This window comes from Hymenobacter sp. 15J16-1T3B (assembly GCF_020711235.1).
In the GTDB taxonomy this organism is placed as follows: Bacteria; Bacteroidota; Bacteroidia; order Cytophagales; family Hymenobacteraceae; genus Solirubrum.
The window spans coordinates 15,494-39,138 of sequence record NZ_JAJFAV010000012.1; the positions used below are offsets into that span (position 1 = coordinate 15,494).

The following is a 23,645-nucleotide window of genomic DNA, read 5'->3' on the forward strand; positions in this document are numbered from 1 at the left end:
TCGTAAATACTATCGTATGAAACAGCGTTACTTTTCCCTCAGCGGCGGCATCTTGCTGGCTGCCCTAAACCTGCTCGGAAGGCCGGCCGCGGCGCAGGGGCTGCGCCTCGACCCCTCGTTTCAGCCCCCGCAGATTACGCCCGCCAGCCCCGCGGCCGGCCCGGCGGCCGTGCAAGCACTGGTGCGGCAACCCGACGGCAAATACCTGATTGGCGGTTCGTTTGGCAGCATCAACGGCGTGCGCGTGCGCAACCTGGCCCGCCTGAACGCCGACGGCACCTTGGATACTTCGTTTAGCGCCAACTGCCCTGCCAACGGCACGGTGCACACCCTGGCCTTGCAGGCCGATGGCCACATCCTGGTGGGCGGCAGTTTCGACTCGCTGGCCGGCGCGGCGCGCCCGCGCCTCGGGCGGCTGGCGCCCAACGGCACCCTGGACGCCGGTTTCACTCCCGTGGGCTTGGCCAACATCCGGCAGGTGGCCGTATTGCCCAACGGCGACGTGCTAGCCCTGAACCCCACCGGCGCCAGCAACTACAGCCCGCCGAGGGGGTTGTACCGCCTGAACGGGACGAGCGGCCAGCCGGTGACGGGCTTTCAGCAGGCCGTGGAAGTGCAGTGCTTTGCCGTGCAGCCCGACGGCAAAATCCTCACCGGCGGCGGCAGCGGCTCGTACGTGCTGATGCACCTGCTGGCGCGGCTCCAGCCCGACGGCCGCCTCGACCCGACGTTTACCCCGGTTACCACCTACTTCACCGCCACCACGCTGCAGGTGGCCCAGCACACCGACGGGACGATTTACTACAACTCCCAGTACACCGGCCTGGTAGGCCACGCGGGCCCCTCCACGGGGCAGCTCAATACGTTTGCCCTGCAGCCCGACGGGCGCATTCTGCTAATGCCCCTGCCCGCCGCCAATTCTCCGCTCACCGCGCGCTTGTTGGCCACCGGCCAGCCCGACGCCAGCTACTTGGCCGCCAACGGCCCGCGCGCCAGCGCTACCGGCACCGGCAACGTATTCGCCACGGTAATCCAGCCGGACGGAGCCATCCTGTATGCCGGCGACTACGCCTTGGCAGGCACCACGACTGTCTGGGGCTTGGCGCGCTTTCTGGACAATAACGCCTTGACAACCCGCGCCCAGGCCCAGCTTCCAGTGGCCGCGTGGCCCAATCCGGCCGCCGACCGGCTGCACCTGCGTTTTGAGGCGGCGAGTCAGCCGCAGCAGGTGACGTTGCTCGACAATGTAGGCCGGGTGGTGCGCCGCCAGCCCGTAAGAGGCACCGCCGAATTGACCTTGGATGTAGCCGAACTGCCGGCCGGGGCCTATGTCCTGCGCGTGGACGATGCGCAGACGAGTCCGCGGACGCAACGGGTACTGCTGCAGCGCTGATTCCGCGGCGGATGGGGCTGTATCTGCTCACACGGCTGAAAACGTAAGCCCAGAAAAAGGCCCGCTACCCCGCAGCGGGCCTTTTTCTGGGCTTTATTTGCTGTTATTGCATCCATTGGCCTGGCTAGCCGCCCGGCGGATGCTGGGGCCAATCCGTTTGTTCTTTTCCCTTCTCCCATGTCCGACCCGCTTACCCCGCCTACCCTGCAAACCGCGTTTGCCAACGAGCTACAGCAGGAATTGCACCTCACGCGCCGCCTGCTCGAGCGCGTGCCCACCGACCGCTTCGACTGGCGCCCGCACCCCAAGTCCATGCCCATCGGCAAGCTGGCCTGGCACATGGCCAACCTCACGTCCTTCCTCGACCTCTCGCTGCAGGGCACCGAAACCGACATGACCACCGTGCAGTGGCCCGCCGCGGCCACCAGCACCGACGACGTGCTGAGCCGCTTCAACGTGACGGCCGCCAGCGTGCAGCAAACGGTGGCCGCAATCGAGGACGAGCAACTGCACGGCCCGTGGACCATGCGCGTGGGTGAGCGGGTAATTCGCACCATGCCGCGGCGCATCGTGCTGCGCACCCTGGTGCTCAACCACCTCATCCACCACCGCGGGCAGCTTTCCGTGTACCTGCGTCTGCTCGACATCCCCGTGCCCAGCATCTACGGCCCCTCCGCCGACGAGCAGTAACCTTTCCGTGACGCCACGTAGAAGAATATTCGGCTGGAATGGTACATTTCGGCCGAATATTCTTTTTTCACATTTAGTGGTTGCGGTATGACTACACGTATTACTCCGGCGCTGCGGCGCTTGTTGTTCATTGGCGGTGTGCTGCTCAGCGCGGCGGCCCAGGCCCAGAGCCCGACGGTCGACCCCACCTTTCCACCCGTGCAAATCAGCGGCACAACGGCCCTGGCTGGAGTGTACGACGTGGCGCGGCAGCCCGACGGCAAATACCTGATTGGCGGCGACTTTCAAGCCGTTAACGGGCAGCCCGTCAGCAACCTGGCCCGCCTCAACGCCGACGGCAGCCTCGACGCGGCCTTCACGGCGGCCTGCGCCGCCAACGGACCGGTTGGGGCCATCATCGTGCAGCCCGACGGGAAAATCCTGGTAGCCGGGTCGTTTCAGACGCTGGGCGGCAGTGCCCGGGCGGCCGTGGGCCGGCTGCTGGCCAACGGCACGCCGGACGCCTCTTTCGCTCCGAATTTTAACACGGCCGATGGCTGGGTGAACAGCGCAAGCAATTTGCTGCTGCTGCCCGACGGCAAAGTGCTGGCAACCGGCTCCGTATACCTGCTGGGCAACCCTAACGAGCAGCGCATGTTCCGCCTCGACGGCGCGACCGGGCAGGCAGACCCCAGCTTTCAGTTTACCCTGCCTTCCCCCGACAGCCACCCCGGCCGCATGGTGCGGCAGCCCGACGGCAAGGTGATTCTCAGCGGCAGCGTGCCCTCGTACCGGCAGGCCACCATGCTCATGCGCGTCGAGGCCAACGGCAGCGCCGACGCCAGCTTTTCGCCGGTGGTGAACTACTTCACCGGCGGCATTTACACCATCGCGCTGGACGGGGCGGGGCGCATTTACGCCGGCGGCAGCTACAACGGCCTGGGCGGCGGGCACCCTGCCCTGCGCCGCTACCTGGCCAATGGCACCGTCGACCCCAGTTTTGCCTACGCCGGCGCCGGCTCGGCCGTGGTCAACGCCGTAACCCTGCAGCCCAATGGCAACCTGCTGGTTGGTAGCGGCATTACCGAGCGGGTGTTGCCGACCGGGGCCGTAGATGCCACCTACCTCTCCGCCAACGGGCCGAGCGGAAACTACAACTTCGCCTTTCGCAAAGTGCTGGTGGAGCCCAGCGGCGCCATTCTGATGGCCGGCGCGTTTGCCCTGCCCGGTACCACTGGGGTGGTGGGGCTGGCGCGGCTGAACGCGGCCAACGTGCTGCCCGTGCGCCCGGCTACCGCGGCCGCCGAACGGCTGGCGGCCTGGCCCGTGCCCACGCGCGACGTGCTGCACCTGCGTGCCACCGCCCCGGCCCAGCACGTGCAACTGCTCGACGCCTTGGGCCGCTCGGTGCGTAGCTACCGCCTGCCCGTCGCCGACCTGAACATTCCCGTCGCCGACTTGCCCGCTGGCACCTACCAGCTGCGCGTGGCCTTCACCGATGGCAGCCAAGCGGTGCGGCGGGTACTGCTTCAGTAAGCAGCTCGCAACCAAGAGCTGTTATACAACAATCCCCGGTCGTAACGGCATGTTACGGCCGGGGATTGTTGCGTTGCTGGTGGGCAAAAGCCTGCTTCTCACGCTGAGCCGGGCAGCAGCTCGGCTCGGGTGCCCAAGCGTTGGCCAGGCGTTAACGGCAGTTCGGCTGCCTCGGCCATTGGCTCCGTCCCGCACACGACGCCATTCTCCAGCAAGTGGTCGGCGGCTTCTTTGGCTGCCTTCGGTGGCCGGGCAGCCGTGGTCATCGGTAGATTAACGAAGGCTGCGGCCTGGAAGCCAACCGGCTAGCCCTGAAAGCGGACGGTGGGCAGGGCGGTAGGTCGTTAGCGCGTTCCGTAAACCTTTTCGCCCTGGATGTAAGTGCCGAGCACTTTCACCTGGCGCAGTTGCTCGGCCGGCGCCGTCATGATGTCCTGGTCGAGGATGACAAAATCGGCCCACTTACCGGGGGTGAGCGTGCCTTTCTGGTCGTCCTCGAAGGCGGCCCAGGCCGCCCAGACGGTCATGCCGCGCAGGGCAGCTTCGCGGGTAATGGCGTTTTCGGGCTGAAAGCCGCCCTGTGGAAAGTTCTTGGCGTCCTGCCGGGCCACGGCGGCGTGGAAGCCGAACAGCGGATTCAGGTACTCCACCGGGAAGTCCGAGCCCAGGGCCAGGCGGCCGGTGGCGCGCAGCAGATCCTGGTAAGCGTAGGCGGTTTTCAGCCGCTCGGCGCCCAGCCGCTCGCCGGCCCAGTACATATCGGAAGTGGCGTGGGTGGGCTGCACCGAGGGCACGATGCCGTAGCGGGCAAACTTGGCTACGTCGCCGGGACTCACCACCTGCGCGTGCTCGATGCGCCAGCGCCGGTCTTTCTGCCCCCGCAGCACCGCGCCGTAAATGTCGAGCAACAGGCGGTTGGCCGAGTCACCGATGGCGTGGGTGTTCATCTGGAAGGGGCTGGCGGCCAGCCGCTGGGCCAGCTGCCGGTACTCCTGCACCGAGGATAGCAAGAAACCCGTTTGCTTGGGCCGGTCGGTGTAGGGGTGCAGCAGGCAGGCTCCGCGGGAGCCCAGCGCACCGTCGGCGTACACCTTGAAGGAATTGACGGTGAGCCGGTCGGTGCGGGTCGGGCCCTTTTTGAGGTAGTACTGCACGTTGGCCGGCGAGGCGCTGATCATGGCGTCGAGGCGCAGCTTGAGCTGGCCCGCCCGGTGCAGCGAGTCGAGGCGCTCGATCTGGGCGGGCTCCAGGCCGGCGTCGGCGAGGCTGGTCAGGCCCAGGGCCACGCACTCCTGCTGGGCCTGCAGCAGCAGCTTGGCGGCTTCGGCGGGCGTGGGCTCCGGAATCTTGGCCGAAACCAAATCCACCGCGTTGTCGACCAGCAGGCCTGTGAGCCGGCCTTGGGCGTCGCGTTCCAGCACACCCCCGCTGATGGGCGTGCGCGCCGTCACGCCGGCCAGGTCCAGCGCCTTCTGGTTGACCAGCGCCGCGTGCCCGTCGACGCGGGTGATGAACACCGGAACGTCCGGAAACTGCCGGTCCAGGGAGTCTTTGGTCGGAAACTGCTTGGTGGGCCAGTCGTTCTGGTCCCAGCCGCGGCCCGTGAGCCACTGGCCCTGCGGGTACTGCCGGCGCTGGGCGCGCAGCTTCCGCAGCACGTCGTTCCAGGAGCTAGTACCCACCAGCACGGCGTCGCGCAGCCCGAGGGCGTAGCGGTAGAAGTGGCAGTGCGCGTCGTAGAAGCCGGGGTAGATGAATTTGCCGTGGGCGTCGACTTCGGCCTGCCCCTTGAAGCGCTGTCGGGCTTCGGCGTTGCTCCCGACGAATACCACGCGGCCATTCTGCACGGCCAGGGCCTCGGCCTTGCTGAACGCCGAATCGACGGGATAAACGGTGGCGTTGTAGACCAGCAAGTCGGCGGGCTGCCGGGCACCGGGGCAGCCGGCAAGGCCGAAGAGGAGGGCGGGCAGGACGGCCGGCAGCCAAAGCTGGCGCAGCCGCGGCAGGCGGGGCGGGCGAATCATGCGGCGAAGGTACGCCCGGCCAGCGGTTTGGAAAGCGGCGGCGCGGGGCCGTCGTCCCGGCTGGGCCGCGCCGGGCTAAGCCACCTCCGCGTCTTGGCTGGCGCAGTGCTGCAGCCAGCGGCGGGCCTCGTTTTCGCTGGTGAAGCGGGCCAGGTGATAGGGCCGCCGGTCGTAGTGCGAAAGGTCGGCAATGCGCGGATCGGCCAGGGCGCCGGCCAGCTGGTGCGGGGCCATCAGCAGGGCAATGTAAGTGGTGCCGCCGAGGCGTTTGGGGAGCTGCGGGAAGAACTGTTCGCGCATCCACTGCACGTCGCCGGCGTCGAGGCCCACCTGGCGCGGGGTGGTGTCGACGAGCCAGAAGCGGCACTGGTGCTTCTCGGCCGCGTCGAGCAGACGGTCGTAGCCGCGGGCCAGCTCGAAGGGCATGACCATGCGCTGCCAGCGCCCGGTGAGCACGGCCGCGTCGGCGTCGTAGTTGATAGTGAGGTAGTTTTGTGCTGGGGTAGGCATGGCGCAGGCCGTTGAGCGGGGAGTAAAAATAACAAGCCCCCGCTAAAAATGCCGGGGGCTTGTGATAAAAGCAGGCGGACCCGCCGCGGCCGGGCAAGCGGCCGCGGGGCGGGCCGCTTATTCGAAGCGCATGTGCTTGACCGACTCGCCGGAGTTCTTCAGCTCCAGCAGCGACTCGATGCCAATCTGCAGGTGCGAGGTGACGTAGTCGGACGTGACTTTCTTGTCGCTTTCGGCCGTTTTCACGCCTTCCGGCGTCATCGGCTCGTCCGACACGAGCAGCAGCGCGCCGTGGGGAATTTCGTTGGCAAAACCCACTACGAAAATGGTGGCCGTTTCCATGTCCACGGCCATGGCCCGGATCTGGCGCAGGTAGTCCTTGAAGTTCTCGTCGTGCTCCCACACGCGGCGGTTGGTGGTGTACACCGTGCCCGTCCAGTAGTCTTTCTCGTGCTTCTTGATCATCGACGAGACGGAGCGCTGCAGGCGGAAGGAGGGCAGGGCCGGAATTTCTGGGGGCAGGTAGTCGTCGGAAGTACCCTCGCCGCGGATGGCGGCGATGGGCAGGATCAGGTCGCCCACGCGGGTGTTGTGCTTCAGGCCGCCGCACTTGCCCAGGAACAGGGCGGCTTTGGGCTTGATGGCCGAGAGCAGGTCCATCACCGTGGCGGCCATGGCCGAGCCCATGCCGAAGTTGATGATGGTAATGCCGTTGGCTGTGGCCGTCTGCATGGGCTTGTCGAGGCCGCGGATGGGTACCTCAAACTGCTTGGCAAACATTTCCACGTAGTTGATGAAGTTGGTCAGCAGGATGTACTGGCCGAACTCCTCCAGCGGCACGCCCGTGTAGCGCGGCAGCCAGTTCTTGACGATATCGGATTTGGTCTTCATGTAGTATGGGAAGTAGGGAAGGGGCGTTTGGTTGAGGGGTTAAAACACCGCCGGCCGGGCGGAGGGGTTCGGCCGACAGCGGCGGGTACAAAAAAACCGTCGTGCATGGACTGAACGACGGCTCTGCGAAGCGAAAAGCGGGTGCAGGAGCCTGACTTGTGCCGTACCTTTGGAGGTGATGCAAGCGTTGAACCTGCCGCCTTTCGCCCACAAACTTACGCAATCCGGCGACAATTTGCTGATTTGGGACCAGCTGCGCCGCCGCCACGTGGTGTGCACGCCCGAGGAATGGGTGCGCCAGCACGTGGTGCATTACCTCGTCGAGCACCTGGGCTACCCGCGCGGGCTGCTCAGCCTGGAGCGCGGCCACACCTACAACACCCGGCGCAAGCGCACCGATCTGCACGCCCTCGGCCCCGACGGCCAGCCCCTGCTGCTGGTGGAGTGCAAAGCCGCCGCCGTACCGCTGACTTCGGCCGTGACCATGCAGATTGCCACCTACAACCAGACCGTCGGCGCCCCGCTCATGCTCGTCACCAACGGCGTGCAGCACTACTGCTGGCGCGTACACACGCTGGAGCGCACCACCCAGGCCCTCACGTTCATTCCCACCTACGCCGAAGCCCTGGAGCTGCTGGCCGTGGCCCGCTCGTAACCGACCCTGCCCCCCTCGCGCATCAGGGCTCTGGTGCTGCGGGGGCGGGTCAGGCGTGGCCGGCCGGGTGAGCTAGTTTGGTACCCAACCATGCTCCGCCGGTATTTTTTGTGGCGGATCGGCGGGCCTAGCTTACCAAAATGGCTTACCTTCCGGTTAGGTGCCCGCCGCGAACCATTGCACCTCTGGTCATGGATGCACGCGAAGCTGCCCCGGACGGGGCCAATACCGGGGTTCGGCCCGAAGCCCTGGTTTACCTGAACCCCCAAGGCGAGATTGTGCACGGCAACGAGGCCTTTGCGGCGCTTACCGGGCATGCGCCCGCCGCGCTGCAGGGGCAGGCGTTGGTGCAGCTGGTGGACCCCACCGACGCCGAAGCGGTATTGCCGCAGCTACAGCGGGGCTTGCGCGGCGAGTCGCTAACCTGCGAGGTGCGCCTGCGCACGGCCGCCGGCTCGTCCGAACGGTTTGCCCTGACCATGTTTCCCCTGCACCCCACGGCCGAGGCCGGCACGGGCGTGCTGCTGCGCCCGGTGGAAGCCACTGCCCGGGCCGCGGCCGCCGTGCAGGAGCGCGAAAAGCGCCTTTCCATCATCTTCCAAACCATTGCCGACGTCATTTTCGTGCTGCAGGTGGAGGGCCCCGGTCAGTACCGTTTTCAGTTCGTCAATCAGGCTTTCACGCGCGTAACGGGGCTCGAAGCCGCGCAAGTGGTGGGCAACACCGTGGCCGATGTCATTCCCGAACCGTCGCTGAGTCTGGTACTAGACCACTACCAGCAGGCCCTGCAAACCGGGCAGCCCGTGCACTGGGTCGAAACCTCGGACTACCCCTCGGGCCGCGTGGTGGGCGAAGTGAGCGTGACGCCGGTGCTCGACGCAGCCGGCCGCTACAGCCAGATTGTGGGCGTGGTGCACGACGTGACGGAGCGCCAGCAGATCGAACACGCCCTGCGCGACAGCTCCGAGCGGTTTCGCTACGCCCTCAAAGCCACCACCGACGCGCTCTACGACTGGGACGTGGCGGCCGACACGCTGTTCTGGGGCGAGGGATTCGAAGAATTGTTCGGCCACCAGCTCGCCCAGAACCCGACGCCGTTCAGCCAGTGGTCGGCGCACGTGCACCCCGACGACGTGGCCCGCACCGTCGACGACCTGCGCTACACGGCCCTGCACACAACGCGCACCCGCTGGCAGCAGGAGTACCGCTTCGAGCGCGCCGACGGCCGCTGGGCCACCGTGTTCGACCGCGGCTACCTCCTACGCGACGAGGCCGGGCGGGCCGTGCGCATGATCGGGGCCATGCAGGACGTTTCGGAGCGCAAGGAAGCCGAGCAGCGCCAACAGCAGCTGGCGCAAGAGCTGTTTCAGCACAACGCCGACTTGCAGCAGTTCACTTACCTGGTGTCGCACAACCTGCGCGCCCCGCTGGCCAATGCCACCGGCTTTGCGGGCCTGCTCGACCGCCTGCAGCCCGGCTCGGCCGAATTCGGGCAGACCCTGCAGCACCTGCACACCAGCCTGCGCCGCGTCGACGAGATACTACGCGACCTGAACACCATTCTCTCGGTGCGGGGGCGGGCGCTGCTCACCGAACCCGAGCCCGTGCCGCTGGCCGAGGTACTGCGCGAAGTCACCGACCTTCTAGCCGAAGACCTGGCCAGCAGCGGGGGCGAAATTCGCGACGAGCTGCCCGCCGGCTTGCGCGTGCTCGGCCGCAAAGCCTACTTCCACAGCATCTTCTACAACTTGCTCAGCAACGCCATCAAGTACCGCTCGGCCGAGCGGGCCCTGCTGGTGACCGTCCGCGCCGAACCGCCGGCCGAGGGCTGGGTGACCATCCACGTGGCCGACAACGGGGCCGGCTTCGACGCCAGCCGGGCCCGGCCCGATGCGTTTCAGCTGTACCAGCGCCTACACGCCGGCGTGCCCGGCCGCGGCATTGGCTTGTTTTTGGTCAAAGCGCATACGGAATCGATGGGCGGCCGCGTGGCCGTTGCCAGCAACGTCGGGCAGGGTACTACCTTTACGTTGCAGTTCCGCTCGCCAGCCGCATGACGATTTATCTGATCGACGACGATTCCCTGGGTAATTACCTGACCGAAGCCTTGCTCCGGCTGGAAAACTTCGCCAGCCAGATTTGCACCTACGAATCGGCCGAGGACGCGCTGGCGGCGCTGCTGCGGGCGCCCACGCCGCCCCGCGTCATTTTTCTCGATCTGAACATGCCCGTGATGAGCGGCTGGGACTTTCTCGACGCCCTGGCCCCCCACCGGCACCGCCTCCTGGGCCAGTGCCAGATCTACATCCTCACCTCATCGCTGGCGCTGTCAGACATGGAAAAGGCCCGCACCTACGACCTGGTCAGCGGCCTCATCCACAAGCCCATCGACCGGGAGGAAATCCGCGCCATTCAGGCCGAGCTAACGTTGGAAAACCGCTAAATCGGCCCGGCCTCGGCGTTAGGGCGCCGACTGACGGTAGAGCGAGTTGTCGAGCAGCCCAATGGTGAAGTACTGCGTTACCGCCCGCAGCTCGTCGCCGTAGCGGCGCAGTTTGTCGGCCGGGGGCGCGGGCAGGGGCTGGGCCGGCAGCTGGTGGGTGGCGTAGGGGTAGAGGCGCACCTCATTGTCGGCGGTTAGCTCGGTCACGTAGTCGCGGTGCACGAGGTAGTGCGCGCCGTTGGAGAGGAACAGCGCCCGGCCCGGCGCCTGCGGGTCGAACACGGAGTAGCCGAAGGGCAGCAGCTGCCGGGCGTCGGCCCCGTAGCCGAGAAAGTCGAGCACGGTGGCGGGCACGTCGGCCTGCTGGGTGACGCGGTGCGCGTCGGCCGTGGGCATGGGACGGCCCGGGTGGAAGAGCAGCAACGGGGTTTTGTACTCGCCGAGCAGGTTCTGGTAGGCCGGGGCCAGGCTCTGGGAGGTGTGGTCGGCCAGCACCACGAACAAGGTGTGCTGGTACCACGGCTGGCGGCTGGCCGTCTGGAAAAAGCGGCGCAGAGCGTAATCGGTATAGCCGATGGAGGCATGAATGGGCAGCTGCCCCGGCGCAAAGCGGCCCTGGTACTGCGGCGGTACCGGAAAGGGCTCGTGCGAGGTCAGGGTGAAGACCGTGGAGAAAAACGGCTGCGGCTGCTGGCCGAGCTGCCGGGCAAAGTACTGCAGGTAGGGCTCGTCGTAGATGCCCCAGTGCCCGTCGAAATCCGGGCTTTGCGCCCCGCCAGGGTATTCCTCCAGGCCGTAGTACTGGCGGATGCCGGCCTTGCCGCTGAACACGTTGAAGCCCATCGTGCCATTCTGCGCCCCGTGAAACACCGAGGAGGCGTAGCCGTGGCGGCCCAGCAATTCGCCCAGGCCGTGCAGCTCGTCGGTCTGAAAGTTGGAGGTGATAAACGGCGACTCCATCAGGGCCGGCAGCCCGGCCAGCACCGCCGGCAACGACTCGATGGAGCGGCGGCCGTTGGCGTAATGCTCGCGCATGAGCAGCGCGCCGGGCGCCGTCGCCAGCGAATCGAAGAAGGGCGTGTAGCTCTTCTGCCCAGGGTTTTCGACACCGTTGTACTCCGAAGCGAAGCTCTCCACCAGCAGAATCACCACGTTATCGGGCGTCGGATTCGGCCGCGGCGCGGGGTAGTGCGGGGCCAGCGCGCTGGTAAGCGCCCACTCCGAGTCGAAGTACGCGGGCCGCTCCAGGGTTTTCTGCCCGAAGCTTTTGACGAAGGTAAACGTGCTGTTCAGCGCCACGTGCCCGAGCGAAGGCGGCGTCTGCACAAAGGCGTGACCGGGGCGCAAGGGCTTGAGCTGCAGGCCGCCGCGGATGCCGAGCACCGCCAGCCCCGCTACCAGGCCCAGTTCCAGCATGGCCCGGCCCATGCGCCAGAGGGCGTGGCGCGGCGTCTGCTCCGTGGGGCGGGCCGCGGGCATGGGGTAGAAGTACCACAGCAGCCCGAAGAGCACGGCGAAGGGCAACAGCAGAAACCAGTAGTGCCACACCAGCTGCCCCGCCTGCCGCTCAATGTCGCCGGTAATGGTGAACAGCTCGTCGGAGGTGCGCCGTCCGATAAACTTGAAGTACTGGCTGTCGATGATGTTCAGGGCTAGCCCCGGCGCGTTGAGCGTGAGGTACACCCCGCGCAGGGCCCGCTGCCAGCCGCGTCCGTACCAGGGTACGAACGAGAGCAGAATAAACGGCAGATTCAACAGCAGCAGCGCCGACAAATCAAACCGGAACCCGTGCCAGAACGCCCACAGCGTCTCCGCCCCCGAGGCCTCCGCAAACACGCCGTAATTGGCCGCGAAGAACCCGAGGCGCAGCAGCAGGTACGCGGCCAGCAGCAGCGAAAACCGCCGTAGCAGCAGGCGAAGCAGGGGAGAGGGCATTAGGTGGTGACGTTGTGAGTTTGTGAAGTTGGGAAATCGGCAAAGTGTCGTTTGAACGTCAAATTCACCATTTCACAACTTCACAAATTCACCTTTTAATAATCCTTGCGCAGGCGAATTTGCTGGCCGGGCTTGAGCTTGACAATCTGCTTGTAAAGGTGGGCCAGGGAGTGCAGGCGCACTTCCGTGGGCATGCGCGTGAGCTCGAAGCTTTCGTCTTCGCTTTTCACGCACACCGGCGGGTAGATGGCCAGCAGTTCGCCGGGCTGCAGCAGGGCGCCGTACTCCATGAACTGGCCTACCGGGCCTAGGTCCAGGGCCTTGTCGGGAAAGCGCTGCACGCCTTCGATAAAGCCGGTGAAGTTCACGCCCAGGGGCTGGATTTCGCCGGTTTCCGCGTCGAGGAAGATGACCTCGCCGCGGCGCAGCAGAAACTGGTTGCCCACCGCATCCTCGGCAAAGGGCAGGTCGGAGCGCTTCACGTTGCGGTAGTTGCGCCAGAAGGCGTTGGGGCCGTCCCAGGTTTCGCGGATGCTGTGCCAGAGGGGCTCTTTGCAGCAGCCGCGAATGTGCAGCCCGCCGAAGTAAGCCACCAAGCCGTTGTTTTGCAGCATAAACGACTGCATATCAAACGGCAGCAGCTTAAAGGTTGCCGCGTCGGATACCGGCTCCCCGATGTAGGTAATGTCTTTCATACTCAAAAAGAAAGCGGTTCAGCAAAAAGCCTCCCCGGCCACGGCGGGACGGGAAGGCTTTTGAGGAAATTCAAAATTAAAGAATGAGCAATTAAAAATGCGGCTTCGGGTGGCCCGGCTTGGCCTACGCCCCCATCATTTCTAATTCTCAGCTTTTAATTGACTTAGGCTACGTAGGCCGAGTCCAGCACCTTCGACACGTTGGTCAGGGGCAGGCCCCAGGCTTCGGCTACGCCTTTGTAGACCACCTCGCCGTTGACTACGTTCAGACCCAGGCGCAGGGCGTTGTCGCGGGTGCAAGCCTCGCGCCAGCCCAGGTTGGCCAGCTTGACGGCGTAGGGCAGGGTGGCGTTGGTCAGCGCCAGCGTGGAGGTGTAGGGCACCGCGCCGGGCATGTTGGCCACGCAGTAGTGCACCACGTCCTCGATGATGAAGGTCGGGTTTTCGTGGGTCGTGGGGGTGCAGGTTTCGATGCAACCGCCCTGGTCCACGGCCACGTCCACCACCACGGCGCCGGCTTTCATGTCCTTGAGCATGTCGCGGGTCACCAGGTGCGGGGCCTTGGCGCCCGGAATCAGCACGGCGCCGATAACCAGGTCGGCCGTCTTGATGGCTTCGCGGATGTTGTAGTCGTTGGAGTACTGAGTCACCACGTTCTTGGGCATGATGTCGTCCAGCTCGCGCAGGCGGTTCAGGCTGATGTCCATGATGGTCACCTGAGCGCCGAGGCCGGCGGCCACTTTGGCGGCGTTGGTGCCGACCACGCCGCCGCCCAGGATAAGCACTTCGGCGGGGCGCACGCCGGGCACGCCGCCCAGCAGGATGCCGCGGCCTTTCAGCGGCTTCTCCAGGTACTTAGCGCCTTCTTGCGGGGCCATGCGGCCGGCCACCTCGCTCATCGGCACCAGCAGGGGCAAGGAGCGGTTGGGCAGCTCTACCGTTTCGTAGGCCAGGCAGGTTGCCTTGCGCTCGATCATGGCGTGGGTCAGCTCTTCCGAGGAAGCGAAGTGGAAGTAGGTGAACAGCAGCTGACCTTCCTTGATCAGGCCGTACTCCTCCGAAATCGGCTCCTTTACTTTCACGATCATTTCGGCCTGCGCGTACACCTCCTCGATGGTCGGCAGCAGCAGCGCCCCGGCTTGCTCGTACTCGGCGTCGGAGAAGCCGCTGCCGATGCCGGCGCTGGCCTGTACGTACACCGTGTGGCCCGCTTTGCGGAATTCAGCTACACCGGCCGGCGTCACGCCCACGCGGTTTTCGTTGTTTTTAATCTCCTTCGGAACGCCGATGATCATGGGAAAAATGCTGGGATGGGTTGACGGGGAAAACGCCGGCAAATATAGGCAAGGTTTCGCGCGAGCGGGCGAACAACAGTTAGTTTGCGCGAAAGAACCCGGCCCAGTAGCCCGCATCGGCCGCCGGGAGGAATGCCGGTGCAACCCCTCGCTGCCTTACCCCATGCTGTTCGGCCTTGAACCCCAGTCGGATGGGCCCGCTAGGGCCTAGAATCGATACCGGTTGCTCGGAATTTCAATAACCCGCGCAAACGAACCCGCCGGGGAATACACCCGCGGGTGATAAAACAACTGCAGTTGGTAATCGGCCTGGGTTTGCGGCCGCGTCGGGCCGCCGAAGCGGCTCAGGGGCAGCTCGTAGGTACGCGTGACGCTGCCGTGGGGCGGCACGGTGATGCGCTGGTCCTTGCTGCGGCGCATGTGCAGCTCCCAGGGCAGGGCCTGCCCGTTGACCCACACTACCGGCAGGCAGGCCTGCGTCTGCGCCGGATCCGACACCACGAAGGGCAAATCGTTTTGGTTGACCAGCTCCACCGTGGCGCGCACGCCTTCCAGGTCGGTGCCGGGCGTGATGGGCGGCAGACTCACGCGCACTTGCAGGCCGTACTGCGGCGTGACGCGGGGCGAGCGGACGTTGCGGGCACAGCCGCCGAGCAGGGTGGCGGCGCCGGCCAGTAAGAGCAGAGCGGGTAGGGGAAAACGCATAACCAAGTTTGTTGAGAGGGAAGGGAAGCAAAGCGCCGGAGCGCGTAGGCGGCGTACCTAAAAAATAATGCCACGACCGACGGCCGTGGCATCAAAACTGGGGGAATTTGCGCAGCAGCGTCAGAACCAGCGGGAAAGAATCGATGGACCGACGCTGTTTGAAAGTCGACTGTCAACTTTCATCTGCCGGACGCCAGATGAAGAATGATATACTCATTCGTTCAGACCGGCGCCAGCATCCGGGACCTTATTTAAACGGCACGGCCGCGCTGCCTTCTTTCAGCATGCTCTGCTGGGTCAGGCTCTGCACGATGTTAGCTTTCAGGGTAATCTTGGGGTCCGAGGCGGTGATGTCGTTGGAGTGCAAGGTCACCACGTCGGTCATCTGGCCCACTTGGCGCTGGGCGTACTGCAGCTCCAGCGTAGCCGATTCGCCCGGCTTCAGGGCTTTGGGCAGGCTTTTCACCGTCACGCAGTAGCAGCTGGAGGTAATAGGGCTCAGTTCCAGGTTGGACTTTCCGGTGTTTTTCACCGTGAACTTGGCCACGGGCTGCTGGCCCGACTCCATCTTGCCGAAGTCGTGCGTGGCGCGGTCCAGCGTGAGCTTGGGCGACTTGGCCAGCTCGGCCGGCGAGTAGGTTTTGGTCATTTCGGCCTTGTCGACCACCGTGCCGGTGATGCTGAGCACCATCGACGGCTCCTTGGCGTTGCTGGTCACCGTCACGGTCTTGTTGAACTGGCCGGGCCGGCCGGCACTGTTGTAAGCGGCGCGGATAAAGCCGGTTTTGCCGGGCAGCACGGGCGTTTTGGTCCAGTCCGGGGTGGTGCAGCCGCAGGAAGCCTGCACGTTGGCAATGACCACGGGCTGGTTGCCGGTGTTGGTGAACTTAAACTCGTGGGTGGCCAAGACGCCCTCGGCTACTTTCTTGAAGTCGTGGGCGGTTTCGGTAAACTGGAGCACGCCCTGCGCCAGCGCGCCGAGCGAGGTGAACAGTAGCAGGGCCAGGCCCAGCAAGGAAGTAAAGATGTGACGCACCATAGCGGAAGAGTTGAAAATCAGCGGAAGCCGGCCCGCAACAACAGCGCCGGGCCGTGAAGGCGCGGTGAAGCTACGCCGCGCCGCGAACCAGAGCAAATATAACCATAACCCGCGGCTGATGCACGCCGCCGAGGTAAGGTCCGTACCCTAACGCTCGTTTTGCGTACTTTTGCCTGCCTGCCGTGCGGTCAGGCCGCCCCGCCCACCGGGCGTCTGCTCCCCCAATCCATTCCCCCAGTATCCACTGCATGTCCACCGCCGACTCGGCCGTAGCTTCGGCCGCCGCCACGCTTAGCAAGGAAGAGCTGCTCCGCGATTACCGCCTCGGCTGGGAAAGCCGGCAGGCGTCGCTTGCCGGCCGCAAAGAAGTATTCATGGGCAAGGCCAAGTTTGGCATCTTCGGCGACGGCAAAGAGCTGCCGCAGCTGGCCATGGCCCGGGCCTTCCGCCCCGGCGACTGGCGCTCCGGCTACTACCGCGACCAGACCTTCATGCTCGCCACCGGCGAGCTGACCCTGCAACAGTACTTCGCCCAGCTTTACGCCCACCCCGACGTGGAGGCCGAACCCAGCACCGCCGGCCGCGCCATGAACGGCCACTTCGGCACCCGCATCCTCGACGAGGACGGGCAGTTCAAAGACCAGCTGGCCAGCAAAAACTCCTCCGCCGACATTTCGCCCACCGGCGGGCAGATGCCCCGCCTCGTGGGCCTGGCTTACGCCTCCAAGCTCTACCGCCAGAACCCCGAGCTGGCCCAGTTCGCGCAGTTCTCGCGCAACGGCGACGAAGTGGCCTTCGGCACCATCGGCAACGCCAGCACCTCCGAGGGCATGTTCTTCGAGGCCATCAACGCCGCCGGGGTGCTGCAGGTACCCATGCTGATGAGCGTTTGGGACGACCACTACGGCATTTCGGTGCCGGCCGAGTACCAGACCACTAAGCAGAGCATCAGCGAAATTCTGATGGGCTTCCAGCGCAACGCGCCGGGCGAGCAAGGCTTCGAAATCTTCGTGGTAAAGGGCTGGGACTACGCCGCCCTCGTCGACACCTACCAGCGCGCCGCTGAGGTCTGCCGCCGGGAGCACGTGCCGGTGCTCATTCACGTGACGGAGCTGACCCAGCCCCAGGGCCACTCCACCTCCGGCTCGCACGAGCGGTACAAGAGCAAGGACCGCCTGGGCTGGGAGCAGGAGTTTGACTGCCTGCGCCAGCTGCGCCTGTGGCTGCTGCAGGAAGGCCACGCCACCGAAGCCGAGCTGGATCAGATCGAGAACGAAGCCAAGGACACTGTGCGCCAAGCCCGCGCGGCCGCCTGGGAAGCCTTCTTCAACCCCATCAAGCAGGAGCGCGACGAAGTGGTGCAGCTGCTCAACGGGCTGGCTACTGAAGCCGGCCGCGAAAACGAGCTGCACGAGCTGATTCACCAGCTGGAGCACAACCCGACGCCCATCCGCGCCGATTTGATGCGCGCCGTGCGCAAGGCCCTGCGCCAGGTGCGCGACCTGAAGCGCAGCTTCGCCCGCGCCGAGCTGCGCCGCTGGCACGAGCAAGCCCTGGCCGACAACGCCGACCGCTACAATTCCCACCTGCACAGCCAGAGCGAAGACGCCGCCCTGCACGTGGAGGAAGTGAAAGCTGAGTACGCCGCCGACGCCCCGCAAGTGGACGGCCGCGAGGTGCTGCAGGCCTGCTTCGACGCCATGTTCCAGCGCGACCCGCGCGTATTTGCCATCGGTGAAGACGTGGGCCGCATCGGCGACGTAAACCAGGCCTTTGCCGGCCTGCAGGAGAAATTCGGCGAGCTGCGCATCACCGACACCGGCATCCGCGAGTGCACCATTGTGGGCCAGGGCATCGGGGCGGCGCTGCGCGGGCTGCGGCCCATCACCGAAATCCAGTACCTGGATTACCTGCTCTACGCCATCCAAATCCTCAGCGACGACGTGGCCTGCCTGCAGTACCGCACCAAGGGCGGGCAAAAAGCCCCGCTCATCGTGCGCACCCGCGGGCACCGCTTGGAAGGCATCTGGCACTCCGGCTCCCCGATTCAAATGATTCTGGGCGCCGTGCGCGGCATGTACCTCTGCGTGCCCCGCGACATGACCCAGGCCGCCGGCTTCTACAACACCCTGCTCAAGGGCGACGACCCGGCCATTGTCATCGAGCCGCTCAACGGCTACCGCCTCAAGGAACGCCTGCCCGCCAACATCGGCGAATTCACCGTGCCGCTGGGCGTGCCGGAAGTGCTGCGCCCGGGCACCGACGTGACCGTGGTGACTTACGGCTCGATGTGCCGTATCGTCATGGACGCGGCCAAGCAGTTGGAGCAGGTGGGCGTGTCAGTTGAAGTCATCGACGTGCAGACCCTGCTGCCCTTCGACCGCGAAGGCGTGATTCTGGAGTCGATTCAGAAAACCAACCGGGTGGTCTTCGCCGACGAGGACGTGCCCGGCGGGGCTTCGGCCTACATGCTGCAGCAGGTGCTCGACGAGCAGGGCGGCTACCGCTTCCTCGACTCGCAGCCGCGCTGCCTCGCGGCCCAGCCCCACCGCCCGCCCTACGGCTCCGACGGCGACTATTTCAGCAAGCCCAACGCCGAAGACGTGTTCGACGTGGTGTACGAGCTGATGCAGGAAGCCGCGCCCGGGCAGTTTCCGAGCATCTACTAGCCCCGACCTCAGCGGCTGAAAACGCAACCGCCCCGCCGTCGGCACAGGCCGATGGCGGGGCGGTTTAGGTTGGCCGCGGGCAGCGCTTAGGGCAGCACGTATTCTTCGGTGGTGATGACGTTGCTCTTGTTCTTGGCGCGGTCGTAGATGTAGATGTCGAATTTGACCTTGTTGCCGGGCGCGTACTGCGGGTAGTTGATCGGGAAGCCGTTGCCCTTGTTGATGTTGTAGGTCAGCTCGCCGCGAATGGGCTGCGCCTTGGCGTCGGCGGCCAGCATGCGTGCGAAGGTGCCGTTAAACGACAGATCCTCCACAAACTGGTTTGTGCGGCTGTTGAACACGTACATCTTCGCATAGTAGTTGAAGTTGTAGGGCGGCGCGTTGTACGGCGGGGAGTTCAGGTCTTCGGCGGCGAGGCCCAGGTCGCCGTCACCATCTTTGTAGGTGATGGTGACAAAGATTTCGTTGACGTCCGTTTCCGGGGCCGGTTTGTCCACGCGCTCCGCCCGCATGCTTTTGAACTCGATGGAGGGCTCCACCGGGTAATCCGGCGCCGGTTCGCAGGAAAACACGAGCAACGGCGCGGCGGCGGTAAGCAAGCTCGAAAGTAGACGTGTGCGTAGCATAGGAACTGGTAAGGCTGGCGTGAACATCCGGCGGCAAAAAGTACGCATTAATATCCTCTGAACGCGCAAGGGCCGCATTTGTTATGCCCTTTCCAAACCCGGTTTCCGAGCAATGAGTTTCCGCGCCGATTACTTGTCTGAGCTGCCGCAGGTGACCTTCGCCACGGCCGAAGCGCTGGCCCTGCGCCTCTTCCGTCACCAAGCCGCGCACTGCACCCCGTACCGCCGGTGGCTGCAGGCGCTGAACTGCCGCCCCGAGCAGGTGCAGCGCCTGACCGACGTGCCCTTCCTGCCCATCGAGTTCTTTAAAACCCAGGACGTAGTGACGGCCGAACCGGGCGACGCGTGGCAGCCGGTGCAGACGTTTCGCAGCAGCGGCACCACCCTGCAGCAGCGCAGCCGCCACCTCGTGCGCGACCCGCAGCTTTACCACGAGCACGCCCGGCGCATTTTCGAGCAGCAGTACGGCCCGCTCACCGGCTGGACCTTCCTGGCCCTGCTGCCCTCGTACCTGGAGCAGGGCGAGTCGTCCTTGGTCGACATGGTGGAGCACTTCGTGCGCGCCTCCCAGCAGCCGCAGCAGGAGGCTTTTTTCCTGCGCGACCACGCCGCCCTGCTGGCCGCCCTGGAAACGGCCAAGCGCACCCAGCCCGGCCGCCGGCTCATGCTGATCGGCGTGACGTACGCCCTGCTCGACCTGCTGGCGGCTTTCCCCGGCCACCCCGCGCTGCGTCTGCCCGACGCCGTGCTGGAAACCGGCGGCATGAAGGGCCGCCGCCGCGAGATGATCCGGGAGGAGCTGCACGCCGAGCTGGGCGCCGGTTTTGGGCAGGCAGTCATCCACTCCGAGTACGGCATGACGGAGCTGCTTTCGCAGGCTTACAGCCCCGGCCACGGCCGCTTCTGGGCGCCGCCGGCGCTGCAAATCCTGCTGCGCGAACCCACCGACCCCTTCAGCCCCAGCTTCGAGCGCGCGGCCGGCGCCATCAACGTGGTGGACTTGGCCAACATCGACAGCTGCGCCTTCCTGGAAACCCGCGACCTGGGCCGCCGCCACCCCGACGGCTCCTTCGAAGTGCTCGGCCGGCTGGATAACTCGGACATCCGCGGCTGCAGCCAGCTGGCGGGATAGGGGCCGCTGTCATTGCGAGCAAAGCGAAGCAATCCTTCCTCTAGTTGCAGAAACGGCACAAGAAGCAGAAACCGAAAACCACCAGAACAAAAACGCTACGGCCCGAAACCAGAGTCACCTGGTTTCGGGCCGTAGCGTTTTTGGGTAATAGGGACTGAGCCGGCGGTGCTCCTGGGGGAAGGGTTGCTTCGTCCTTCGTCCTCGCAATGACAGCCAGTGAGCCGGCGGCTTACTTCCCGGCGTAGCTTTTCGCGTCCTGCTCGGTGATGGGGTCGCCGCCCATGATGACGAGGCGTTCCACCACGTTGCGCAGCTCGCGGATGTTGCCGCGCCAGTCCAGGCTTTGCAGGTAGGCCATGCCCTCGGCGCTCATTTTCTTGGGCTTGGTGCCGTAGTCGTTGCCGATGTCGGCGAGGAACTTCTCCACCAGGGCCGGAATGTCGTCGCGGCGGTCGTTCAGCGCAGGCACCTGGATGAGGATGACCGAGAGGCGATGGTAGAGGTCTTCGCGGAAGTTGCGGTCGGCAATTTCCTGCAGCAGGTTCTTGTTGGTGGCGGCCACCACGCGCACGTTCACGCTGATTTCCTTTTCGCCGCCCACGCGGGTAATCTTGTTTTCCTGCAGGGCGCGTAGCACCTTGGCCTGGGCCGAGAGGCTCATGTCGCCGATTTCGTCCAGAAATAGCGTGCCGCCGTCGGCTTGCTCAAACTTGCCGATGCGCTGCTTCACGGCCGAGGTGAACGAGCCTTTCTCGTGGCCAAACAGCTCCGACTCAATCAGCTCCGAAGGAATGGCGGCGCAGTTGACTTCCACCATGGGGCCGCCGGCGCGGTTGCTGAGCTCGTGAATTTGCCGGGCCACCATTTCCTTGCCGGCGCCGTTGGGGCCGGTGATGAGCACGCGGGCATCGGTAGGGGCCACCTTTTCGATGGCGGTGCGTACGGCGCCCAGGGCGGCTGAGGCGCCCACCATTTCAGAGCTCTTGGCAATCTTTTTCTTGAGCGTCTTGGTTTCGGTGACGAGCTTGGTGCGGTCCAGAGCGTTGCGCACGGTCACCAGCAGGCGGTTCAGGTCGGGCGGTTTCGGGATGAAGTCGAAGGCGCCTTTCTTGGTGGCGTCCACCGCCATTTCGATATTGCCGTGGGCCGACACCATGATAAAAGCCGTGTCGGGCGCAATTTTCTGGGCGCGCTCCAGCACTTCGAGGCCGTCCATCTTGGGCATTTTCACGTCGCAGAGCACCACGTCGTACTTGTCCTTGATGAGCATGTCGAGGCCGGCGGGGCCGTCTTCGGCCTGGTCGACGGTGTAATTTTCGAACTCCAGGATTTCCTTGAGCGTGTAGCGGATGGCTTTTTCGTCGTCGATGATGAGGATGCGGGGCATGGAAGCGGGGTAGGTGAGTCGGAGGCCAAAGTAACGAAAACCGCCGCGCTGCCGTTCAGCCGGGGCCGGCCGCGGGCCCAAAATCCGGCCGGCAACCTTTGCCGCCGATTTGCGACTTTGCCGCCCCAATCACCTTTTCGTTCCCTGCGCAATGAACCGAACCCTTCCGCGCTACCTGCTGCTGTCGGCCGCCGTGGCCGGTAGCCTCTCCCTGCTGGCCCTGCGCCCTTCCGCCCCCGCCGCCGTGGTGGCCGACCCCAACAACGCCGGGCTGAAGTTGCCCGCGGGCTTCGGAGCCCTGGTGGTGGCCGAAACCGGCGGCCGCGCCCGGCACCTGGTCGTCACGCCCAAGGGCATCCTGTACGTGAAGCTGAACCGGCCCGACAAAAGCGGCCGGGGCATCCTGAAACTCACGCCCAACGTGGGCGGCAAGGTCACCGTGGCCGGCGGCTTCGGCAACTACGGTGGCACCGGCATCAGCCTCAAGGACGGCTACCTGTACGCCTCCTCGGACGAGGACGTGTACCGCTACAAGCTCGACGGGAATGGTGAAGTGACCAATCCGACCGCGCCCGAGAAAATCGTGACCGGGCTCATCAACCGCCGCCAGCACGAGAGCAAGTCCATCGTGCTCGACAACGCGGGCAACTTGTACGTGAACATCGGCGCCTACTCCAACTCCTGCCAGGAGCAGGACCGCCAGAAGGGCTCGATGGGCCAGCCCAACTGCCCGATTCTGGAGCAGGCCGGTGGCATCTGGCAGTTCCGCGCCGACAAGCCCAACCAAGGCTACGCCGAGGGCACGCGCTACGCCACCGGCCTGCGCAACGTGGTGGGCCTCGACTGGAACAGCCAGGCCAACCAGCTCTTCGTGATGCAGCACGGCCGCGACCAGCTGCACGACATTTTCCCCGAACTCTACGACACGAAGCAGTCGGCCGAGCTGCCCGCCGAATGCCTGTACGCGCTGACCAAGGGCGCCAACGCCGGCTGGCCCTACGTGTACTACGACGGGCAGCAGCGCAAGCTGATGCAGGCCCCCGAGTACGGCGGCGACGGGAAGAAAGAAGCCACCGGTAACTACCTGCAGCCCGCCGCTGCTTACCCGGCCCACACTGCGCCCAACGCCCTGCTGTTCTACACCGGCACCATGTTTCCGGAGAAGTACCGCCACGGCGCGTTTATTGCCTTCCACGGCTCCTGGAACCGCGCCCCCGAGCCGCAGAAAGGCTACTACGTAGTGTTCCAGCCCTTCAAGGACGGCAAGCCCTCGGGCAACTGGGAGGTATTCGCCGACAACTTCGCTGGCACCCCGGAAAAAGCCGCCGCCGGCCGCCCCGACCACAAGCCCTGTGGCTTGGCCCAGGGCCCCGATGGGTCGCTCTACGTCTCGGATGACAGCAAGGGCACCATTTACCGCATCGTATACACCCAGAAGAAGTCTTGATGAAGCGTTTTTTTGTTCTGCTAGCTGCCGTGACGCTGCTGCACGGCGCGGCCGTGGCCCAGCAAAAAAAGCCCGTTGCCAAAAAGCCCGCGGGTAAGCCCGCAACCGCCATGCCGGCGGCGCGGCTGGCCGCCGGCAAAACCGTGTATACCCAGAATTGCCTGACCTGCCACATGGCCGACGGCGGCGGGGTGGAGGGCATGAACCCGCCCCTAAGCAAAACCACCTGGGTGCTCGGCGACAAAACCCGCCTCGTGGGCGTGGTGCTCAACGGCCTGCAGGACCAGGACATCGACGGGGAGCCGTACCGCAACGTGATGCCCGCCCAAAACCAGCTTACCGATCAGCAGATTGCCGACGTGCTGACCTACGTGCGCAACAGCTTTGGCAACAAGGCCTCGGCGGTAACGCCGGCCGAGGTAAAAGCAGCCCGCGCCGCGAATAAGAAGTAGCGCTGCCGACGGCCAAACTGGTCGTCATTGCGAGCAAAGCGCAGCAATCCTGACTCTAGCAACAACGCCGTTACCATACTTGCTGCCCAAAACAAGCCCCGCCCGAAACGGTAACCCCAGTTTCGGGTGGGGCTTGTTGGTT

At 65.2% G+C, this 23,645-nt stretch carries 20 protein-coding genes; 10 read left to right on the plus strand and 10 right to left on the minus strand.

The annotated features are described in order from the left end of the window. Positions 1-16: 16 nt before the first annotated feature. The 3 genes from LJ737_RS18660 (at position 17) to LJ737_RS18670 (ending at position 3,598) form a co-directional block, all read left to right on the plus strand. Entirely contained in the window at positions 17-1,393 is a 1,377-nt protein-coding gene (locus tag LJ737_RS18660) for a T9SS type A sorting domain-containing protein (protein ID WP_227768264.1), read from the plus strand. 177 nt (positions 1,394-1,570) lie between these two features. Continuing rightward, positions 1,571-2,083: a DinB family protein gene (locus LJ737_RS18665; RefSeq protein ID WP_227768265.1), complete on the plus strand. Its 513-nt coding sequence runs from the start codon at positions 1,571-1,573 to the stop codon at positions 2,081-2,083. Positions 2,084-2,170: 87 nt separating this feature from the next. Next, the gene (locus tag LJ737_RS18670; RefSeq protein WP_227768266.1) at positions 2,171-3,598 is read left to right on the plus strand and encodes a T9SS type A sorting domain-containing protein; all 1,428 of its coding nucleotides are present in this window, start codon (positions 2,171-2,173) and stop codon (positions 3,596-3,598) included. Positions 3,599-3,942: 344 nt separating this feature from the next. Here LJ737_RS18670 and LJ737_RS18675 read toward each other — a convergent pair whose 3' ends face one another. The 3 genes from LJ737_RS18675 to LJ737_RS18685 all read right to left on the minus strand — a co-directional run bounded on the left by LJ737_RS18675 (position 3,943) and on the right by LJ737_RS18685 (position 7,023). Then, positions 3,943-5,622 carry an amidohydrolase gene (locus LJ737_RS18675; protein ID WP_227768267.1) on the minus strand — a complete coding sequence of 560 codons (1,680 nt, stop codon included), beginning with the start codon at positions 5,620-5,622 and terminating at the stop codon, positions 3,943-3,945. Positions 5,623-5,697: 75 nt separating this feature from the next. Then, positions 5,698-6,132, minus strand: coding sequence for a hypothetical protein (locus tag LJ737_RS18680; protein WP_227768268.1), 435 nt, complete (start codon positions 6,130-6,132; stop codon positions 5,698-5,700). A gap of 117 nt (positions 6,133-6,249) precedes the next feature. Continuing rightward, a complete protein-coding gene (locus LJ737_RS18685; RefSeq protein ID WP_227768269.1) occupies positions 6,250-7,023 on the minus strand; it encodes an AMP nucleosidase in 774 nt (257 codons plus the stop codon). A gap of 235 nt (positions 7,024-7,258) precedes the next feature. On the opposite strand from LJ737_RS18685, the gene LJ737_RS18690 reads away from it, so the two are divergent. The 3 genes from LJ737_RS18690 to LJ737_RS18700 all read left to right on the plus strand — a co-directional run bounded on the left by LJ737_RS18690 (position 7,259) and on the right by LJ737_RS18700 (position 10,121). Then, entirely contained in the window at positions 7,259-7,678 is a 420-nt protein-coding gene (locus LJ737_RS18690; protein WP_227768270.1) for a type I restriction enzyme HsdR N-terminal domain-containing protein, read from the plus strand. A 191-nt stretch (positions 7,679-7,869) separates the two neighbouring features. After that, positions 7,870-9,735, plus strand: a complete 1,866-nt coding sequence (locus tag LJ737_RS18695) for a PAS domain S-box protein (protein ID WP_227768271.1) — start codon at positions 7,870-7,872, stop codon at positions 9,733-9,735. Continuing rightward, positions 9,732-10,121, plus strand: a complete 390-nt coding sequence (locus LJ737_RS18700) for a response regulator (protein ID WP_227768272.1) — start codon at positions 9,732-9,734, stop codon at positions 10,119-10,121. Before LJ737_RS18695 ends, LJ737_RS18700 begins: the two co-directional genes overlap by 4 nt. An 18-nt stretch (positions 10,122-10,139) precedes the next feature. Here LJ737_RS18700 and LJ737_RS18705 read toward each other — a convergent pair whose 3' ends face one another. The 5 genes from LJ737_RS18705 to LJ737_RS18725 all read right to left on the minus strand — a co-directional run bounded on the left by LJ737_RS18705 (position 10,140) and on the right by LJ737_RS18725 (position 15,790). Further along, positions 10,140-12,056 carry an LTA synthase family protein gene (locus tag LJ737_RS18705; protein ID WP_227768273.1) on the minus strand — a complete coding sequence of 639 codons (1,917 nt, stop codon included), beginning with the start codon at positions 12,054-12,056 and terminating at the stop codon, positions 10,140-10,142. A gap of 95 nt (positions 12,057-12,151) precedes the next feature. Then, entirely contained in the window at positions 12,152-12,751 is a 600-nt protein-coding gene (locus LJ737_RS18710; RefSeq protein ID WP_227768274.1) for an SMI1/KNR4 family protein, read from the minus strand. A gap of 164 nt (positions 12,752-12,915) precedes the next feature. Continuing rightward, a complete protein-coding gene (gene ald, locus LJ737_RS18715; protein ID WP_227768275.1) occupies positions 12,916-14,046 on the minus strand; it encodes an alanine dehydrogenase in 1,131 nt (376 codons plus the stop codon). 207 nt (positions 14,047-14,253) lie between these two features. Then, positions 14,254-14,751, minus strand: a complete 498-nt coding sequence (locus LJ737_RS18720) for a hypothetical protein (protein WP_227768276.1) — start codon at positions 14,749-14,751, stop codon at positions 14,254-14,256. Between the two features lie 247 nt (positions 14,752-14,998). Beyond that, positions 14,999-15,790, minus strand: a complete 792-nt coding sequence (locus tag LJ737_RS18725) for a DUF1573 domain-containing protein (protein WP_227768277.1) — start codon at positions 15,788-15,790, stop codon at positions 14,999-15,001. Between the two features lie 248 nt (positions 15,791-16,038). Between LJ737_RS18725 and LJ737_RS18730 the strand changes: the two genes are divergently transcribed. Beyond that, positions 16,039-18,459, plus strand: coding sequence for an alpha-ketoacid dehydrogenase subunit alpha/beta (locus LJ737_RS18730; protein WP_227768278.1), 2,421 nt, complete (start codon positions 16,039-16,041; stop codon positions 18,457-18,459). An 86-nt stretch (positions 18,460-18,545) separates the two neighbouring features. On the opposite strand, the gene LJ737_RS18735 is transcribed toward LJ737_RS18730, so the two are convergent. Then, positions 18,546-19,085: a hypothetical protein gene (locus LJ737_RS18735; RefSeq protein WP_227768279.1), complete on the minus strand. Its 540-nt coding sequence runs from the start codon at positions 19,083-19,085 to the stop codon at positions 18,546-18,548. 112 nt (positions 19,086-19,197) lie between these two features. Between LJ737_RS18735 and LJ737_RS18740 the strand changes: the two genes are divergently transcribed. Beyond that, on the plus strand, positions 19,198-20,217 hold the full coding sequence (locus LJ737_RS18740; RefSeq protein ID WP_227768280.1) for an acyl-CoA synthetase family protein: 1,020 nt from the start codon (positions 19,198-19,200) through the stop codon (positions 20,215-20,217). A gap of 229 nt (positions 20,218-20,446) precedes the next feature. On the opposite strand, the gene LJ737_RS18745 is transcribed toward LJ737_RS18740, so the two are convergent. Then, positions 20,447-21,604, minus strand: coding sequence for a sigma-54-dependent transcriptional regulator (locus LJ737_RS18745; RefSeq protein ID WP_227768281.1), 1,158 nt, complete (start codon positions 21,602-21,604; stop codon positions 20,447-20,449). A gap of 151 nt (positions 21,605-21,755) precedes the next feature. Here LJ737_RS18745 and LJ737_RS18750 point away from each other — a divergent pair, with 151 nt between their 5' ends. Together LJ737_RS18750 and LJ737_RS18755 are read left to right on the plus strand one after the other, a co-directional pair. Beyond that, positions 21,756-23,051: a PQQ-dependent sugar dehydrogenase gene (locus tag LJ737_RS18750; RefSeq protein ID WP_227768282.1), complete on the plus strand. Its 1,296-nt coding sequence runs from the start codon at positions 21,756-21,758 to the stop codon at positions 23,049-23,051. Then, the gene (locus LJ737_RS18755; protein WP_227768283.1) at positions 23,051-23,503 is read left to right on the plus strand and encodes a c-type cytochrome; all 453 of its coding nucleotides are present in this window, start codon (positions 23,051-23,053) and stop codon (positions 23,501-23,503) included. Before LJ737_RS18750 ends, LJ737_RS18755 begins: the two co-directional genes overlap by 1 nt. Positions 23,504-23,645 lie beyond the last annotated feature (142 nt).

What these genes read in the sequence shown, in the direction of transcription:
- LJ737_RS18660 (WP_227768264.1), top strand. Translation starts at nt 17, where the DNA reads ATGAAACAGCGTTACTTTTCCCTCAGCGGCGGCATCTTGCTGGCTGCC.
- LJ737_RS18665 (WP_227768265.1), top strand. Translation starts at nt 1,571, where the DNA reads ATGTCCGACCCGCTTACCCCGCCTACCCTGCAAACCGCGTTTGCCAAC.
- LJ737_RS18670 (WP_227768266.1), top strand. Translation starts at nt 2,171, where the DNA reads ATGACTACACGTATTACTCCGGCGCTGCGGCGCTTGTTGTTCATTGGC.
- LJ737_RS18675 (WP_227768267.1), bottom strand. Translation starts at nt 5,622, where the DNA reads ATGATTCGCCCGCCCCGCCTGCCGCGGCTGCGCCAGCTTTGGCTGCCG.
- LJ737_RS18680 (WP_227768268.1), bottom strand. Translation starts at nt 6,132, where the DNA reads ATGCCTACCCCAGCACAAAACTACCTCACTATCAACTACGACGCCGAC.
- LJ737_RS18685 (WP_227768269.1), bottom strand. Translation starts at nt 7,023, where the DNA reads ATGAAGACCAAATCCGATATCGTCAAGAACTGGCTGCCGCGCTACACG.
- LJ737_RS18695 (WP_227768271.1), top strand. Translation starts at nt 7,870, where the DNA reads ATGGATGCACGCGAAGCTGCCCCGGACGGGGCCAATACCGGGGTTCGG.
- LJ737_RS18700 (WP_227768272.1), top strand. Translation starts at nt 9,732, where the DNA reads ATGACGATTTATCTGATCGACGACGATTCCCTGGGTAATTACCTGACC.
- LJ737_RS18705 (WP_227768273.1), bottom strand. Translation starts at nt 12,056, where the DNA reads ATGCCCTCTCCCCTGCTTCGCCTGCTGCTACGGCGGTTTTCGCTGCTG.
- LJ737_RS18710 (WP_227768274.1), bottom strand. Translation starts at nt 12,751, where the DNA reads ATGAAAGACATTACCTACATCGGGGAGCCGGTATCCGACGCGGCAACC.
- ald (WP_227768275.1), bottom strand. Translation starts at nt 14,046, where the DNA reads ATGATCATCGGCGTTCCGAAGGAGATTAAAAACAACGAAAACCGCGTG.
- LJ737_RS18720 (WP_227768276.1), bottom strand. Translation starts at nt 14,751, where the DNA reads ATGCGTTTTCCCCTACCCGCTCTGCTCTTACTGGCCGGCGCCGCCACC.
- LJ737_RS18725 (WP_227768277.1), bottom strand. Translation starts at nt 15,790, where the DNA reads ATGGTGCGTCACATCTTTACTTCCTTGCTGGGCCTGGCCCTGCTACTG.
- LJ737_RS18730 (WP_227768278.1), top strand. Translation starts at nt 16,039, where the DNA reads ATGTCCACCGCCGACTCGGCCGTAGCTTCGGCCGCCGCCACGCTTAGC.
- LJ737_RS18735 (WP_227768279.1), bottom strand. Translation starts at nt 19,085, where the DNA reads ATGCTACGCACACGTCTACTTTCGAGCTTGCTTACCGCCGCCGCGCCG.
- LJ737_RS18740 (WP_227768280.1), top strand. Translation starts at nt 19,198, where the DNA reads ATGAGTTTCCGCGCCGATTACTTGTCTGAGCTGCCGCAGGTGACCTTC.
- LJ737_RS18745 (WP_227768281.1), bottom strand. Translation starts at nt 21,604, where the DNA reads ATGCCCCGCATCCTCATCATCGACGACGAAAAAGCCATCCGCTACACG.
- LJ737_RS18750 (WP_227768282.1), top strand. Translation starts at nt 21,756, where the DNA reads ATGAACCGAACCCTTCCGCGCTACCTGCTGCTGTCGGCCGCCGTGGCC.
- LJ737_RS18755 (WP_227768283.1), top strand. Translation starts at nt 23,051, where the DNA reads ATGAAGCGTTTTTTTGTTCTGCTAGCTGCCGTGACGCTGCTGCACGGC.